A 14,496-nucleotide genomic window follows, 5' to 3' on the forward strand; every position below is an offset into this window, starting at 1 on the left:
ACACACGCACCCGCGGGAGGTAAGGATGCAGCAGAGCGAAGGCGTCGTCAGTGCAATGTCCCAGGCCACCGATGCCCGGCAGGTCGCGCAGGAACTGGCACGCCAGTTGTTGCATCCGCACCTGGGGTTCGTGCTGTTCTTCTGTTCCGCCGAGTACGACTTGCAGGCGCTGGGCCAGGCCTTGCAGCAAAGCTTCGGCGGCATTCGCCTGGTGGGCTGCACCAGCGCCGGGGAAATCACCCCCCTGGGCTACGGGCGCAATTGCGTGACGGCGGTGGGTTTCGATCACCGGCACTTTTCCATTGCGATCGAGCTGATCGACCAGATGGAGCACTTCAGCCTGATCGACGCCCAGCAAATGGTCGAGCGCCTGGTCAGTGGTTGTCGCAGCAACACCCTGGCGCCGATCAAGGGCAACAGCTTTGCCCTGACCCTGCTCGATGGCCTGTCCAGCCGCGAGGAAATGGTCCTGGCGGCCTTGAGCGCGGCACTGGGCGACATTCCGCATTTCGGCGGTTCGGCCGGCGACGACAACTACCTGACCCATACCCATGTGTACTTCGATGGCGAATTCCACAGCGGCGCGGCCGTGGTGGTGCTGGTCAATACCTGGCTGGATTTCGAAGTGTTCACCACCCACCACGTGCTGCCCCGCGCCGAGAAGCTGGTGGTCACCGGGGCCGACAGCGCCTTGCGCCGGGTCTTCGAACTCAATGCCGAGCCGGCTGCCGAGGAGTACGCCCGGCACATCGGCGTGCCGGTGGCGCAGCTCGATCACCGGGTTTTCGCCGCGCACCCGTTGGCGGTGCGGATCAACCAGCAGTACTACGTGCGGGCCATCCAGCAGGTGCATCCGGACCTGAGCCTGAGTTTCTACTGCGCCGTGGAAAACGGCATCGTCCTCACCGCCATGACCCCGGGGCCGATGCTGCCGAACCTGCAGAGCCTGTTCGAGGGGTTGCAGGAGCGTCTGGGCGATTTGCTGCTGACCATCGGTTGCGACTGTTTCCTGCGGCGTCTGGAGCTCGAAGACGACGGCAGTCTTGATCAGATCGGCGCGTTTTTGCGTGAGCAACGGGTGATGGGTTTCAACACCTACGGAGAACAGTTCAATGGCATGCACATCAACCAGACCTTCACCGGCGTTGCCATTGCCCGCGGCCGTGCCCCGGGACATCGCTGAGCTGCAGGCCGAACTGGCCAGGCTGCGCCTGGAAAACCATAAACTGCAGCGCATCAATGGCGCGCTGATCGAACGGGTCGAGTCCGGGGGGACTCGCGGCAACGATCCGTACGCGGCATTCCAGCATTCGGTGGTGCTGGCCGAGCAAGTGCGCGAACGCACCGATGCCCTGAACCAGGCCATGGCTGAACTCAAGGCCGGTAATCATCTGCTCAGCGAAGCCCGCCTGCGCGCGGAAACCGCGCATCAACACCTGATCGATGCCATCGAAAGCATTTCCGACGCCTTCGTGTTGTTCGACGCCGACCAGCGCATCGTGCTGTTCAACAGTCGCTTCAAGGCGTTCTGGAGCAACAGCCGGGTGCGGATCAATGCCGGCATGCGCCTGACCGAGGTCAAGCGGCTGATGATGAACAACGCCCTGTTCACCGAAGAGCCTCGCGGGCACGCCGACGAAAACCTGCTTTACCGTCTGCAGAACGGGCGTTGGCTGCAAGTCAGCGAGCGGCCGACCCAGGAAGGGGGGCGGGTGATTCTGTTCACCGACATTACCGACGTCAAACTCAGCGAAACCATGCGCCGCGAGCAGGCGGTGGCGCAGAAGTCGCACCTGTTGCAACGGGCGGTCGACAACCTGTCCCAAGGGGTGGCGATGGTCAGCGCCGAGGGCATCCTGGAATTGTGGAACCGGCGCTTCCTGGAATTGAGCGGCCTGGCGCCGGTGGCGGCCCATCGCTCTTTTGCCGAAGTGATCGCCGACAGCGAGTTGAACCTGCTGACCCCTGCCAGTCGCGACGGCAACGGGCGACCGGTCCGCGAATGCGAGCAGCGCCTGTACGATGGCCGGGTCCTGGAAATCCGCACCCATCCGTTGCCCACCGGCGGTTTCGTCAACACCTTCACCGACATTACCGAGCGCTACCAGCACGCCGAAGCGCTGAGTGAAAGCGAACACTGGATCCGCCTGATCACCGATCACGTACCGGCATTGATTGCCTACCTCAATGCCGACCTGGTCTACGAGTTCACCAACAAGGTCTACGAGGAGTGGTACTGCTGGCCCCGCGGCGTGATGCTCGGCCAGAGCCTGCGTGAAGTGCACAGCGAACAGCATTACCAGCGCCTGGAGTCCTATGTGGCCAGGGCACTGGCCGGCGAGAGCGTGACCTTCGAGTTCGCCGAAACCAACGTCAACAATCAGGAGCGCTACATGCTGCGCTCCTATGTGCCCAACCGTCTGGCCAGTGGCGAGGTGGTGGGGATTTTCGTGCTGATCCGCGACATCACCGAACGCCGCCGCACCGCCGAGGCGCTGCATCAGGCGTATCAGAACCTTGAGCTGCGGGTACGCGAGCGCACGGCGGAGTTGACCACCCTCAACGACCAGTTGCTGCGCGAGATCGATGAGCGGCGCCTGGTCGAGTCACGCTTGCGCGAAGCCAAGCAGGAAGCCGAGCAAGCCAACCTGTCGAAAACCAAGTTCCTCGCCGCCGTCAGCCACGACCTGCTGCAACCGCTGAATGCGGCGCGATTGTTCACCAGTGCCTTGCTGGAACGCCGAGAGCCGATGTCCAGCGAGATTCTGGTACGCAACGTGAGTAATTCCCTGGAAGACGTGGAGAACCTGCTTGGCACCCTGGTGGACATTTCCAAGCTCGATGCGGGGGTGATCAAGGCCGACATCGCGCCGTTTGCCCTCAGTGAACTGCTGGACAACCTGGCCGCCGAATACACCCAGGTGGCGCGCAGTGAAGGCCTGCAACTGCACTTCATCGGCTGTTCGGCGCTGGTGCGCAGCGACATCCAGTTGCTGGCGCGGATTCTGCGCAACCTGCTGAGCAACGCGATTCGCTATACCTACAGTGGTCGCGTGGTGCTCGGTTGCCGGCGGCATCATCAGTGCCTGACGATCGAAGTCTGGGACAGCGGCATGGGCATTGCCGAGCATCGCCTGGAGGAGATTTTCCAGGAATTCAAGCGCGGCGATGTGCAGCGACCGGATCAGGATCGCGGACTGGGCCTGGGCCTGGCGATCGTCGAGAAAATTGCCGGCATCCTCGGGCATCCCATTCATGTGCGCTCGTGGCCGGGCCGGGGTTCGATGTTCTCGGTCGAAGTACCCTTGAGCGCCACCGCGCCGACACCGCCGCCGACGCTGCAGATGAGCGAGCCGATGCTTGAGCGCCTGCGGGGTGCCAGGATATGGGTGCTGGACAATGACGCGACCATCTGTGCCGGCATGCGCACCTTGCTGGAGGGGTGGGGGTGTCGGGTGGTGACGGCGCTGTCGGAGGAGGACCTGGCACGGCAAGTGGACAACTACCGCGCCGAGGCCGACCTGCTGATCGCCGACTATCACCTGGATAACGATCAGAACGGTGTCGATGCGGTGGCCCGGATCAATGCCCGTCGTGCCTCACCGATCCCGGCGATGATGATCACGGCCAACTACAGCAATGAGCTCAAGCAGCAGATCCGCGAGCTGGGCCACACCCTGATGCACAAGCCGGTGCGGCCGATGAAACTGAAGACGGCGATGAGTCATTTGCTTGGCCCATCCAGATAACATCGAACCTGTGGCGAGGGAGCTTGCTCCCGCTGGGTCGCGAAGCGGCCCCCTGCAAACACCCAAATACACCGGGTCGCCTGGATTTACGACTGCTTCGCAGCCGAGCGGGAGCAAGCTCCCTCGCCACAGATACATCTTTCAGACTTGGGCTGGGGCAGTTAGCGCCGCAGATAAGACCCGAAATCAATATCCCCGGCACTCAGGATCGCCTGCACCCGGTTGTGCACGTTGAGCTTGCGCAGGATTGCCGAGACGTGGGCCTTGACTGTGGTCTCGGCGATTTCCAGGGTGTAGGCGATCTGCTTGTTCGATTCGCCCTTGGTCATGCGCTCCAGCACTTGCAGTTGCTTGCGGGTCAGGGCCTGGAGCAGTTCGGGCGGGAAGCTCGGGGTGTCGTTCATCCGCCGGTGGGTGCTGCTTTTGGCGGTGCGGATGATGTCCGGGGGCAGGTAGACATTGCCATTGAGAATCTGCTGGATCGCATCGGTCATCTGGGCGCGGGGTGACGATTTGGTGATGAAACCCACCGCGCCGTAGGTGATGGCTTGCAGCACGATCTGTTTGTCCTGCTCGGCGGAAACAATCACCACCGGAATGGTCGGCGCTTCGTTGCGCAGGTTGATCAGGCCATTGAGCCCGTGCATGCCGGGCATGTTCAGGTCGAGCAGGATCAGGTCCAGGTCGTCGTGTTCCTGGGTCAGGGCCAGGGCGCTGTCCAGGTCGGCGGTTTCCATCACTTCGCTGCCGGCAAAACCGTCGCTGATGACGTTGTGAATGGCTTCACGAAACAGCGGGTGATCGTCGGCAATCAGGATTTTGTACATGGCCTTTCACCTCATTATTTTGATTATGGTGTGGCAACAACACGCACGCGTAAAGCTCAGGGAAAGGGTTCGGGCCGGGCAGGCGAAACCGGCAGGTTGGCCGCTTGCCAGGCGTCCAGGCCATCGCGATACCAATACAGAGTCTTATAGCCCATGGTGGCTGCGCGCTTGACCGCATTCCAGCTCAACCAGCAGTCGGAGCGGCAATAGAAGACCAGCGGTTGGGTCGGGTCGCCGGCGGTCAGCTTTTGCAGGTTGCCGGCGAAGTAGTCCTGCCATTGCGGCGTCAGGTCGCCATCCCCGGTATTGGCCAGCCAATGGCTGCCGGGCAGGTTTTCATGGGGCTGGTCTTCGATGAATTGCCCTTGCAGCCACTGACGGCGGTAGACGTCGATCAGCACCGGGCGCGGGGTTTGGCCGAGCAGGGTTTGCAGGGTGGGGGTATCGACGATGGTTGCGCCTTGCAGTTGGTCGGGCGTCGGGCTGCGGTACAGGCCGATGCGATAACCCTCGGCGGAGAACAGCGCTGTGTCGGCCTGCGCGGTGCTCAGCAGCAGGCCCAGCGACAGGGCGGCGAGAGCGGGGCGCAACAGGCAACGTCGGGCACGTGGCATGGGTTCGGTCCTTATAGTTATGGACCTATTACATGCCAGTCGGGGGGCGTTGGGAATGCGACGATAGACAGGTAAACCAGTACTAAAGTAGTAATTCTCCCTGTTCAATGAAGATCCCCCACCGGGGATTGTGGTGTTAGCTGGCTTTGCGCAAGGCAGCATGCTGCGGGTTGAAGGTCAGCACGGCGAGCAGCGCGAACAGTAGCGTCAAACCGGCGCACACCGCCAGCGCCAGCGGATTGAAGCGTTCATACAGGGCAAAACGCACCAGTTCCACGGCGTGGGTAAAGGGATTCACCGCGCACAGCCAATACAGCCACTCGCTGGCCTCGCGCATCTTCCACAGCGGATACAGCGCCGATGACAGGAAAAACAGCGGGAAGATCACGAAATTCATCACCCCGGCAAAGTTCTCCAGCTGGCGGATCGCGTTCGACAGCAACAGGCCCAAGGCGCTGAGCATCAACGCCACCAGCAGCAGGGCCGGCAACGCCAGCAACAGGCCCATGGCCGGTGGCCGCACGCCGTAGACCCAGGCAATCGCCAGGAACGCATACACCTGCAACAGCGAAATCAGCGAGGTGGCCAACAGTTTGCTGCACAGCAGAAAGGTGCGGGGCAGGGGGCTGGTCAGCAGCACGCGCATGCTGCCCATCTCGCGGTCGTAGACCATCGACAGTGATCCCTGCATGCCGTTGAACAGCAGGATCATGCAGGCCAGGCCGGGGATGATGTAGACCTCGTAGGGAATATAGGTGTCATAGGGTTCGATGATCGCGATCCCCAGCGCTGCGCGAAAACCGGCGGCGAACACCAGCAGCCACAGCAGCGGCCGCACCAGGGCGCTGAGAAACCGCGTGCGTTGCAGCACAAAGCGCAGCCATTCGCGCAGCACGATACCGCTAAAGCATTGCCAGTAAGCGTTCATTGGGCAGCTCCCGATGTTGTCAGGCGGGTGAAGGCCGAACCGAGGTCGCCGCCGTGCTCCAGGCTCAGGGCATCGGCCTGTCCGCTGGCCACCAGCCGGCCTTGATGCAGGATCAGCAAGTCATCCCTGGGCTGCACTTCGTCGAGCAGGTGGGTGGTCCAGAGCACGCTGATGCGCTCCTCGCGACACAGGCTGCGGATGTGCTGGTTGAGTGCCAGGCGACTCGCCGGGTCGAGGCCGACACTGGCTTCATCGAGCAGCAACAGGCGCGGTTCGTGCAACAGGGCACGGGCAATTTCCACCCGGCGACGATGGCCGCCATTGAGTTCGCGCACCCGTTCGCGACGGCGATCGGTCAGGGTCTGACGGGCCAGTTCGGCGTCGACCCGAAGGTCGGTCTGGCGCCGGGACAGGCCATGCAATGCCGCGTGATAACGCAGGTTTTGCTCGACGCTGAGGTCCAGGTCCAGGGTGCTTTGCTGGAACACTACACCCAACTGCTTGAGTGCCGGGCGTGCCGCGCTGCGCAATGAATTGCCACCGACGCGGATCTCGCCGTGCTGCAGATCATAGAGCCGGGTGAGCAGGGCAATCAGGGTCGACTTGCCCGCGCCATTGGGACCCAACAGCGCGGCGAAACGCCCGGGTTCCAGGCTGAAACTCACCTTGCGCAAGGCCTCTCGGGCGCCGTAGGCGAAACTCAGGTCGCTGACTTCAAGGGCGTTCATGGCGTCACCACTACGCCCCAAGGGTAGCGTCCGACTTTCACCGATTTGCTGACCTTGAGGCTGTCGACATCGATCACCGAGACATCGCCGCTGACGCCGTTGGTGGCCAGCAGTTGCTTCTGATCCGGGGTGAATGCCATCTGCCAGACTCGTCGACCCACCAGCAGGTAATCGAGAATCTCGAAGGTTTTGGCATCGATCACCGCCACATGATTGGCCGGGCCCAGTGCGACGAAGCCGTACTTGCCATCGGCGCTGAGCTTGATGCCGACCGGCTGGACCTTGTCCGGGTGCACGCCCTTGATCTGGAAGTTCAGGGTCTTGAGCACGGTGCGGCTGGCCACATCGAGAATGGTCACGGTGCCGCCGATTTCCGCCGAGGCCCAGAGCTGGGCGCCATCGGGGGAGAACTCGACGAAGCGCGGGCGCTGGTCGACCAGGGTGCTGTCGGCCAGGGTCTGGGTGCTGGTGTCGATCCAGTGCAGCATGTTGGTGGTTTCGCTGGTGTTGACCGCCCACTTGCCGTCAGGGCTGACGGCCATGCCTTCGGGTTCGACACCGACGTTGATCTGGCCGAGCACCTTGGAAGTCTCGGTGTCGATCACCGTGACCAGCGCATCGTCCTCGTTGGAGACGTACAACCAGCGATTATTCGGATGCAGGGCGAATTGCTCGGGGTCTTTGCCCGAGGGCAGTTCCTTGATGATCTTGCGCGTGGCCACGTCCATCACCTGGACCCGGTCCGAGTCGCTGGCGCAGATGTACAGCAGTTTGTTGTCATGGGACAGCAGCAGGCCGCGGGGGCGCTGGCCGACGGGCAGGGTGTCGGTGACTTGCAGGGTCTGCAGGTCGATCAGGCTCAGGCTGTTGTCCTTTTCGTTGGAGACCCAGGCAGTGCTGGCAACGGCATGGCCAGCGGCGAGCAGCATGATGCAAGAGAGCAGGGTGCGGCGCATGGCGGATTCCTTGTTGTTGTGATTATCGGATCAGGGAAAACGGCAGCTGACCTCGGGTTTGTCGTAGCCCAGGCTGTCCATCTCGTTGAAGGGGTGCAAAAAGCCATCCTGGGGTGAGGTGCTGACCAGCGCCCGTGGCTGGACGATGGGAATCGGCTGGCGCAACTGGCCGTTCCACGGCCGATAGCTGAGCTTGCGGCCTTTGAATCCGTCGAGTGGCAGTTGATCGCTGATTTCAAGCGTACGGATCGCCATCGGCTCGGCCTGGCGCAGTTTGCTCACGGCGCTGGCGATGCTGCGCACGGCGATCCACGCGGCGAAATCACGGTCATTCATCCAGCGCCCGGTAAGGGCTTCGAAGCGTTTTTGCAGCTGCGCGGCGCCGTAGGTTTCCACAGTCTTGTGCCAGCCCACCGGGGTCAGGCCCTGGGTGCCGGCGACCGGGCGCGGGTACCAGGTCTGGTAGGGCACGTATTCTCCGAAGTCGCCGCGTTCATCGGCCACCAGTACCACGTCGTACTCGGCGGTCTGGGTGAACAGCGGCATGTCCGCCTGGGCGCTGCGGCGTTGGTCGTTATCGAAGCTCCAGGGTTTTTCCGCCACCAGTTGCAAGCCAAAGCGCTTGGCCCCGCGGCGCAGGGCGGCGGCATAGGCTTGATCGTCGGGCGTCGGGCCGACGATCAGCAGCGCCCGCTGCCATTTGCGCAGCACCAGAAACTGCGCCAGCGCATCGGCGAGCATCGCCCGGCTCGGCAAGGTATGCAGCACGTTCGCCAGGCAATCGGTGGTGCGCAGGCTGTCATCGGGGCTACCGGCGTTGAACAGCAGACTGTCGGGCAGTGCTGCACTCAATTGGCGCAGGCTGGTCGCGGGGGCATTGACTACAAACAGGCGCAGGCCTTGTTCATGCTGCGCCTTTGCCGCTTCGAGCAAGGCCTCGGGGCTGTCGACATTGGCGCTGACCAGGCTGTAGCCGTGGTTGAGAAAACGCCCGGTGCTGTTGCTGTCGGTGATCGCCAGTTCGGCGCCGCGCAGCCCGGCATCGGTGGGCTCGGGGATGACGCTGGACAGCAGCGGGCCGGGGTCGGGGCGATAACCCAGGTAGCCGATCCGCACCTGCAAGGGCGCTTCGCTGGCCTGGCTCTGGGTGGCCAGGCCGGCGGCGCAGGCAATCGCCAGCAGGTAGATCAGGGCGTAAGGGATGAGCGGGCGCATAGGGCACTCCATTACAGGTAGCGCCAGCTTAGGTAGCCCGTGAAGCTGAGGAAATATGCAGAAAGTACCGGTGGTGTCCATCCAGCGCCTTACTACCAAGGGACTAGGTGGCGACCACCAAAGCAGCATGGGGTGAGTGCGATACCGTTTCTAAGATGGCTGCCATAGCCTCTGCCAAGAGGTTTTGCGTGCAATCCAGAGGGCATAACAATGACAACAAGACGCAACGCCTTGCTCGTGACCGGGCTATTGGCCAGTTTGATCAGTGCAGGTTCCGTCTGGGCCCACGGCAACGTGGTGCCACAGGCCGTGGCCACCCCGGGGCTGACCCCGATCAAGGACGCCGGTGTGCAACTCGATGCCGATGGCTGGGCCGCGGTGAACCCGTATCGCACCGCCCCGGAACATGACAAGGCAGTGGAAATCGGTGCTTCTGCGTACACCCAGAACTGCGCGGCCTGTCATGGCCTGGAAGCCAAGTCCGGCGGTATCGCCCCCGACTTGCGCATGCTTGATGTCGGTGAGTCGGGCGATGAATGGTTCGCCGAACGGGTGCGCCATGGCGCGGTGCGCGACGGTCGGGTGTACATGCCGAAGATGGCCGACTACCTGAGCCAGGAAGCCCTGTGGGCAGTGCGCACTTATCTGGACACTGTGCACGTCGAGGAGTGACCCATGCGCCTGCTCGCGGTGTTGATCAGCGCTCTGTGGCTGTGCTGCCAGGCGGCGCAGGCGCAGGTTCGCAACTACGACGAAATGATCGCCGCCGGGGAGCTTAAGGTGGCGGTCTACAAGGACTTCGCCCCCTACAGCTTTGAACGCGCCGGAAAGCCCCAGGGTGTCGATGTCGAACTCGCCGAGGCCCTGGCCAAGGCGCTCGGCGTGCGCCTGACACTGATCTGGGCACCGGCCGGGGAAAAGCTCGACGACGACCTGCGCGATTACATCTGGCGTGCCAGTGCCTTGCACAACCAGCAGCTGGCCGACCTGATGATGCGCGTGCCCTACGACCGTGACTACGCGCAGAAGCGCAACGAGTTCGGCGAACTGGTCAACGGCCAAGTGGTGATGTTCGGTCCGTACCAGAACGAACAATGGCAGGTGGCCTATGACCGCCGGCGGCTGGACAAGGTCGCCAGCGTCGCGGTGTTCGAGCATCACCCGATTGGTGTCGAAGTCGACAGCGTGCCGTCGTTCTACCTGACGTCGGTGTTCAACGGCATGCTCGCTGGCAAGACCCATCACTATCCCGGCGTGCCCCAGGCGTTTGCCGGGATGAAGGCCGGCGAGGTCGACGCGGTGATGGCCATGCGCGGCGAAATCGACTGGCAGGTCCATGAAGCGGCCGACCCGCAAGTGGCACTGGCTGAGAACGCCTACCCGAACATGGGCAAGCAACTTTGGGAAATCGGCATGGCGGTGCACGAAAGCAACCGGCAACTGGCCTATGCCGTGGAAGAGGCGCTCGAAGGCCTGATCCGCGAGGGTTCGGTGAAGACCATCTACGGCCATTACGGCCTGCAGTACGACGTGCCCGAGATGTATCAATAAGGAGCAGGCGATGAAATGGCGAGGGAGTTGTCTGTTGGCCTGCTGGTTAAGCCTGGCGGCACAAGCTGGCGCTATCGATCCCGGTAAGGACCCGGTGCCATCGGTGATGTGGGCCTTCTATCAGCAGCAGTTCCTCGGTAATGCGCCGTTCGTTTTCGATGAGCGGGTCAAGTTGCTGGCGCCGCCGTTTGCCGAAGATGCCCGCCAGGTGCCGCTGGAAATCGACGCCCGGGCGTTCAAGGGCGAGGTGGTGAAAATCCTCGCCTGGGCAGAGCTGAACCCGTTGCCGAAAATCGTCGACTTCCAGCCGCTTGATTCGGTTTTGCCTTGGCTGTCGTTGCGCATTCGCATCGAACAGGCCACGCCCTTGCGCGCGGCGGTGTTGACCCGCGACGGCGTGTGGCATGTCGGTTCGACACTGATTGATGCGGCGGGTGGCGGCTGCACCGCGCCGAGCGTGGTGCGCACGCAACCAGGCTGGGAAGAGCACATCGGCGAAGTGTTCGGCGGCCGTTACCCCCGGGGCGAATTCAGCCGTTTGCGGTTGCAGGTGGCCCATCCCATGGACAATGGCATGGTCAGCGGCATTCCGGAGTTCTTCATCAACCATGTCGAGTTGCGCGACCACAACGAGCAGGTGCTGGCCCGGCTGGAGCTGTTTCCCGCAGTCAGCGAAAACCCCAACCTGGCCTTCGACATCGAAGGAGCAGGGCAAACGCGCCTGTTAATACGGGACAACAGTGGCAATGAGTTCAATGCGTCGATCCTCTGACCCCAAGGAGCGTGACCTCATGGAGCGTGGCATGCGCTGGATCCTGTTGATGGTGCTGAGCGTCAGTCTGCCGGCCCTGGCCGATCTCGAGTACTCACTCAAGCCCCGGCAGATCGCCCGGGACACCTGGCTGCTGGAAGGTAGCACCGATAATTTTGCCAAGGCCAACGGCGGCAACATCGTCAACACCGCGTTCATCGTCACTGACCGCGGTGTGGTAGTGATCGACACCGGTCCGTCGAAGCGCTACGGCGAAGCGATGCGCAAGGCCATTGCCGCCACCACCGACAAGCCAGTGATCGAGGTCTTGCTGACCCATCATCACCCGGACCATGTGCTGGGCAACCAAGCCTTCAGCGACGTGCCGATCGGCGCCTTGGCCGGCACCACCGAGCTGTTGCACCGGCAAGGCGATGCCATGGCCGAGAATATGTACCGGATGGTCGGCGACTGGATGCGTGGCACCGAAGTGGTGATGCCTACCCAGGTGCTGACACCCAGCGTGAAAAGTTTTGGGAATCACGATCTGCGTCTGCTGAGCCTGGGTGGGCATACGGGCGCGGATCTGGCTATTCTCGACCAGCGAACCGGCGTGTTGTTTGCCGGGGACCTGGTGTTTTATCAACGGGCGCTGACCACACCCAACAGTCCAGGGCTGGCAGTGTGGCTGGCGGACATCGCGACCCTGCAAGGCTTGCCCTGGACGCAGGTTGTGCCGGGCCATGGCCCGGTGGCGAGCGACCCACAACCCTTCGAGCAAATGCGCGATTACCTGACCTGGCTCGATCAACTGATGCGCGACGGCGCCGCCAATGGCAGCGACATGGCCGAGATGATCCGCAGCCCCATCCCCGAACGTTTCGCCGGGATCAACCTGAGCCGCTACGAACTGATCCGCAGCGTCAGTCATCTGTACCCGCGCTACGAGCGTGGGCGGATGACGCGGGTGGATTCCAACGCGCAAAAGTGAGCAAACACAGACCCCTGGGGGACTTTCATCGGGCACAAAATCCGCGGCTTATCTCCCCCCACCCTGTACCAAGGAACTAGCAATCTCCTCATTGCGGGCAATTGTTGCCAGGGCGGCGGCGCTCAAGAATCTGCACCAGACCGGGAAAATTTTCCGGACATAACAAAAATCCGCAGAGGAAGCCGTCATGACCCAACCCGCACGTCGCCAGCCCTTCGTCTTGAGCCTGCTGCTCAGTGCCATGCTGTTGTCCGGCCAGGCATTGGCCGGGGTTTCCGACCAGGACATTCTCCAGGACCCGAAGAACCCGGAACAGGTCGTGACCAACGGACTCGGCGTTCAAGGGCAGCGCTACAGCCCGCTGGATATTCTCAACGTCGACAACGTCAAGGAGCTGCGCCCGGTGTGGGCGTTTTCCTTCGGCGGTGAAAAACAACGTGGCCAGCAAGCGCAGCCGATGGTCAAGGACGGCGTGATGTACATGACCGGTTCCTATTCCCGGGTGTTCGCCGTGGATGCGCGCACCGGCAAGAAACTCTGGCAATACGATGCACGCCTGCCCGATGACATCCGTCCTTGTTGCGACGTGATCAACCGCGGCGTCGCGCTGTATGGTGACCTGGTGATTTTCGGCACCCTCGACGCCAAGCTCGTGGCGCTGAACAAGGACACCGGCAAGGTGGTGTGGAGCAAGAAAGTCGCCGACCACAAGGAAGGCTACTCGATCAGTGCCGCGCCGCTGGTGATCAACGGCAAGCTGATTACCGGCGTGGCCGGTGGCGAGTTTGGCGTGGTGGGCAAGATCGAGGCCTACGACCCGAAAAACGGTGATCTGCTGTGGACCCGGCCGACGGTCGAAGGCCATATGGGCTACGTCTACAAGGACGGCAAAGCGGTGGAAAACGGCATCTCCGGCGGCGAGGCAGGCAAGACCTGGCCGGGCGATCTCTGGAAAACCGGCGGCGCGGCCCCGTGGCTGGGCGGCTATTACGACCCGGAAACCAACCTGCTGCTGTTCGGTACCGGCAACCCGGCACCGTGGAACTCGCACCTGCGCCCTGGCGACAACCTCTACTCCTCATCGCGCCTGGCGCTCAACCCGGACGATGGCACCATCAAGTGGCACTTCCAGAGCACGCCCCACGACGGTTGGGACTACGACGGCGTGAACGAGCTGGTGTCGTTCAACTACAGCGAAGGCGGCAAGGAGATCAAGGCGGCGGCCACTGCCGACCGTAACGGCTTCTTCTACGTGCTGGATCGTACCAACGGCAAATTCATCCGCGGCTTCCCGTTCGTGGACAAGATCACCTGGGCCACCGGCCTGGATAAGAACGGCCGGCCGATCTACAACGAGGCCAGCCGTCCCGGTGCCCCAGGCTCGGAAGTCAAGGGCAGTTCGGTCTTCGTGGCACCGGCGTTCCTCGGCGCGAAAAACTGGATGCCGATGGCCTACAACCAAGACACCGGGCTGTTCTATGTGCCATCCAACGAGTGGGGCATGGACATCTGGAACGAAGGCATCGCCTACAAGAAAGGCGCGGCGTTCCTCGGCGCCGGCTTCACCATCAAACCGTTGAACGAAGACTACATCGGCGTGTTGCGGGCCATCGATCCGAAAACCGGCAAGGAAGTCTGGCGCCACAAGAACTACGCGCCGCTGTGGGGCGGGGTGCTGACCACCAAGGGCAATCTGGTGTTTACCGGCACGCCTGAAGGCTTCCTGCAGGCGTTCAACGCCAGGACCGGCGAAAAGGTCTGGGAATTCCAGACCGGTTCCGGCGTGCTCGGCTCGCCCGTGACCTGGGAAATGGACGGCGAACAGTACGTCTCGGTGCTCTCCGGCTGGGGCGGCGCGGTACCGCTGTGGGGCGGTGAAGTGGCCAAGCGGGTGAAGGACTTCAACCAGGGCGGCATGCTCTGGACCTTCAAGTTGCCCAAGGACCTTGTCGCCAAGCACTGATTCCGGCGACCACCACTTTGTGGTGATGAATTACCTGTGGCGAGGGAGCTTGCTCCCGCTGGGCTGCGAAGCAGCCCCCTACGTTCTCGGCCGCAACCGAGTCGTTTGGATTTACGACTGCTGCGCAGCCTAGCGGTAGAACGCTCCCTCGCCACAAAAGCCTACTGATACCGCAGCGCCTTCTACTACCAAATAACGAGAGCCCCTCCTGCCAACGGTGCAT

General features: G+C 62.6%; 13 protein-coding genes. 7 read left to right on the top strand and 6 right to left on the bottom strand.

All coding sequences use genetic code 11. The annotated features are described in order from the left end of the window. Positions 1-25 precede the first annotated feature (25 nt). Both nosP and nahK read left to right on the top strand, forming a co-directional pair. Entirely contained in the window at positions 26-1,183 is a 1,158-nt protein-coding gene (gene nosP, locus ACM6IT_RS23575) for a nitric oxide-sensing protein NosP (RefSeq protein ID WP_414913693.1), read from the top strand. Then, a complete protein-coding gene (gene nahK, locus ACM6IT_RS23580) occupies positions 1,113-3,749 on the top strand; it encodes a hybrid sensor histidine kinase/response regulator NahK/ErcS' (protein ID WP_414918788.1) in 2,637 nt (878 codons plus the stop codon). The genes nosP and nahK overlap by 71 nt, the downstream gene beginning before the upstream one ends. 161 nt (positions 3,750-3,910) lie before the next feature. Here the strand turns inward: nahK and ACM6IT_RS23585 are convergent, their stop codons facing one another. The 6 genes from ACM6IT_RS23585 to ACM6IT_RS23610 form a co-directional block, all read right to left on the bottom strand. After that, on the bottom strand, positions 3,911-4,576 hold the full coding sequence (locus ACM6IT_RS23585) for a response regulator transcription factor (RefSeq protein ID WP_007976602.1): 666 nt from the start codon (positions 4,574-4,576) through the stop codon (positions 3,911-3,913). A 56-nt stretch (positions 4,577-4,632) separates the two neighbouring features. Then, positions 4,633-5,190 carry a PQQ-dependent catabolism-associated CXXCW motif protein gene (locus ACM6IT_RS23590; RefSeq protein ID WP_414918789.1) on the bottom strand — a complete coding sequence of 186 codons (558 nt, stop codon included), beginning with the start codon at positions 5,188-5,190 and terminating at the stop codon, positions 4,633-4,635. 136 nt (positions 5,191-5,326) lie between these two features. After that, positions 5,327-6,118, bottom strand: coding sequence for an ABC transporter permease (locus ACM6IT_RS23595; protein ID WP_414913696.1), 792 nt, complete (start codon positions 6,116-6,118; stop codon positions 5,327-5,329). After that, positions 6,115-6,846, bottom strand: a complete 732-nt coding sequence (locus tag ACM6IT_RS23600; protein ID WP_414913697.1) for an ABC transporter ATP-binding protein — start codon at positions 6,844-6,846, stop codon at positions 6,115-6,117. The genes ACM6IT_RS23595 and ACM6IT_RS23600 overlap by 4 nt, the downstream gene beginning before the upstream one ends. Further along, on the bottom strand, positions 6,843-7,802 hold the full coding sequence (locus ACM6IT_RS23605) for a YVTN family beta-propeller repeat protein (RefSeq protein WP_056727801.1): 960 nt from the start codon (positions 7,800-7,802) through the stop codon (positions 6,843-6,845). The genes ACM6IT_RS23600 and ACM6IT_RS23605 overlap by 4 nt, the downstream gene beginning before the upstream one ends. 30 nt (positions 7,803-7,832) lie before the next feature. Continuing rightward, entirely contained in the window at positions 7,833-9,017 is a 1,185-nt protein-coding gene (locus tag ACM6IT_RS23610; RefSeq protein WP_414913698.1) for an ABC transporter substrate-binding protein, read from the bottom strand. 210 nt (positions 9,018-9,227) lie between these two features. On the opposite strand from ACM6IT_RS23610, the gene pedF reads away from it, so the two are divergent. From pedF to ACM6IT_RS23635, 5 genes are all read left to right on the top strand, one after another. Next, the gene (gene pedF, locus ACM6IT_RS23615; protein ID WP_056727798.1) at positions 9,228-9,689 is read left to right on the top strand and encodes a cytochrome c-550 PedF; all 462 of its coding nucleotides are present in this window, start codon (positions 9,228-9,230) and stop codon (positions 9,687-9,689) included. A gap of 3 nt (positions 9,690-9,692) precedes the next feature. Beyond that, entirely contained in the window at positions 9,693-10,568 is an 876-nt protein-coding gene (locus tag ACM6IT_RS23620) for a substrate-binding periplasmic protein (RefSeq protein ID WP_414918790.1), read from the top strand. Between the two features lie 10 nt (positions 10,569-10,578). Then, positions 10,579-11,340, top strand: coding sequence for a quinoprotein dehydrogenase-associated SoxYZ-like carrier (locus ACM6IT_RS23625; RefSeq protein WP_414913699.1), 762 nt, complete (start codon positions 10,579-10,581; stop codon positions 11,338-11,340). Positions 11,341-11,371: 31 nt separating this feature from the next. After that, entirely contained in the window at positions 11,372-12,310 is a 939-nt protein-coding gene (locus tag ACM6IT_RS23630; protein WP_414918874.1) for a quinoprotein relay system zinc metallohydrolase 1, read from the top strand. 187 nt (positions 12,311-12,497) lie between these two features. Then, the gene (locus ACM6IT_RS23635; RefSeq protein WP_414913700.1) at positions 12,498-14,273 is read left to right on the top strand and encodes a PQQ-dependent methanol/ethanol family dehydrogenase; all 1,776 of its coding nucleotides are present in this window, start codon (positions 12,498-12,500) and stop codon (positions 14,271-14,273) included. Positions 14,274-14,496 lie beyond the last annotated feature (223 nt).

The sequence above is a fragment of the Pseudomonas sp. IT-P4 genome (assembly GCF_949767755.1).
GTDB lineage: Bacteria > Pseudomonadota > Gammaproteobacteria > Pseudomonadales > Pseudomonadaceae > Aquipseudomonas > Aquipseudomonas monachiensis.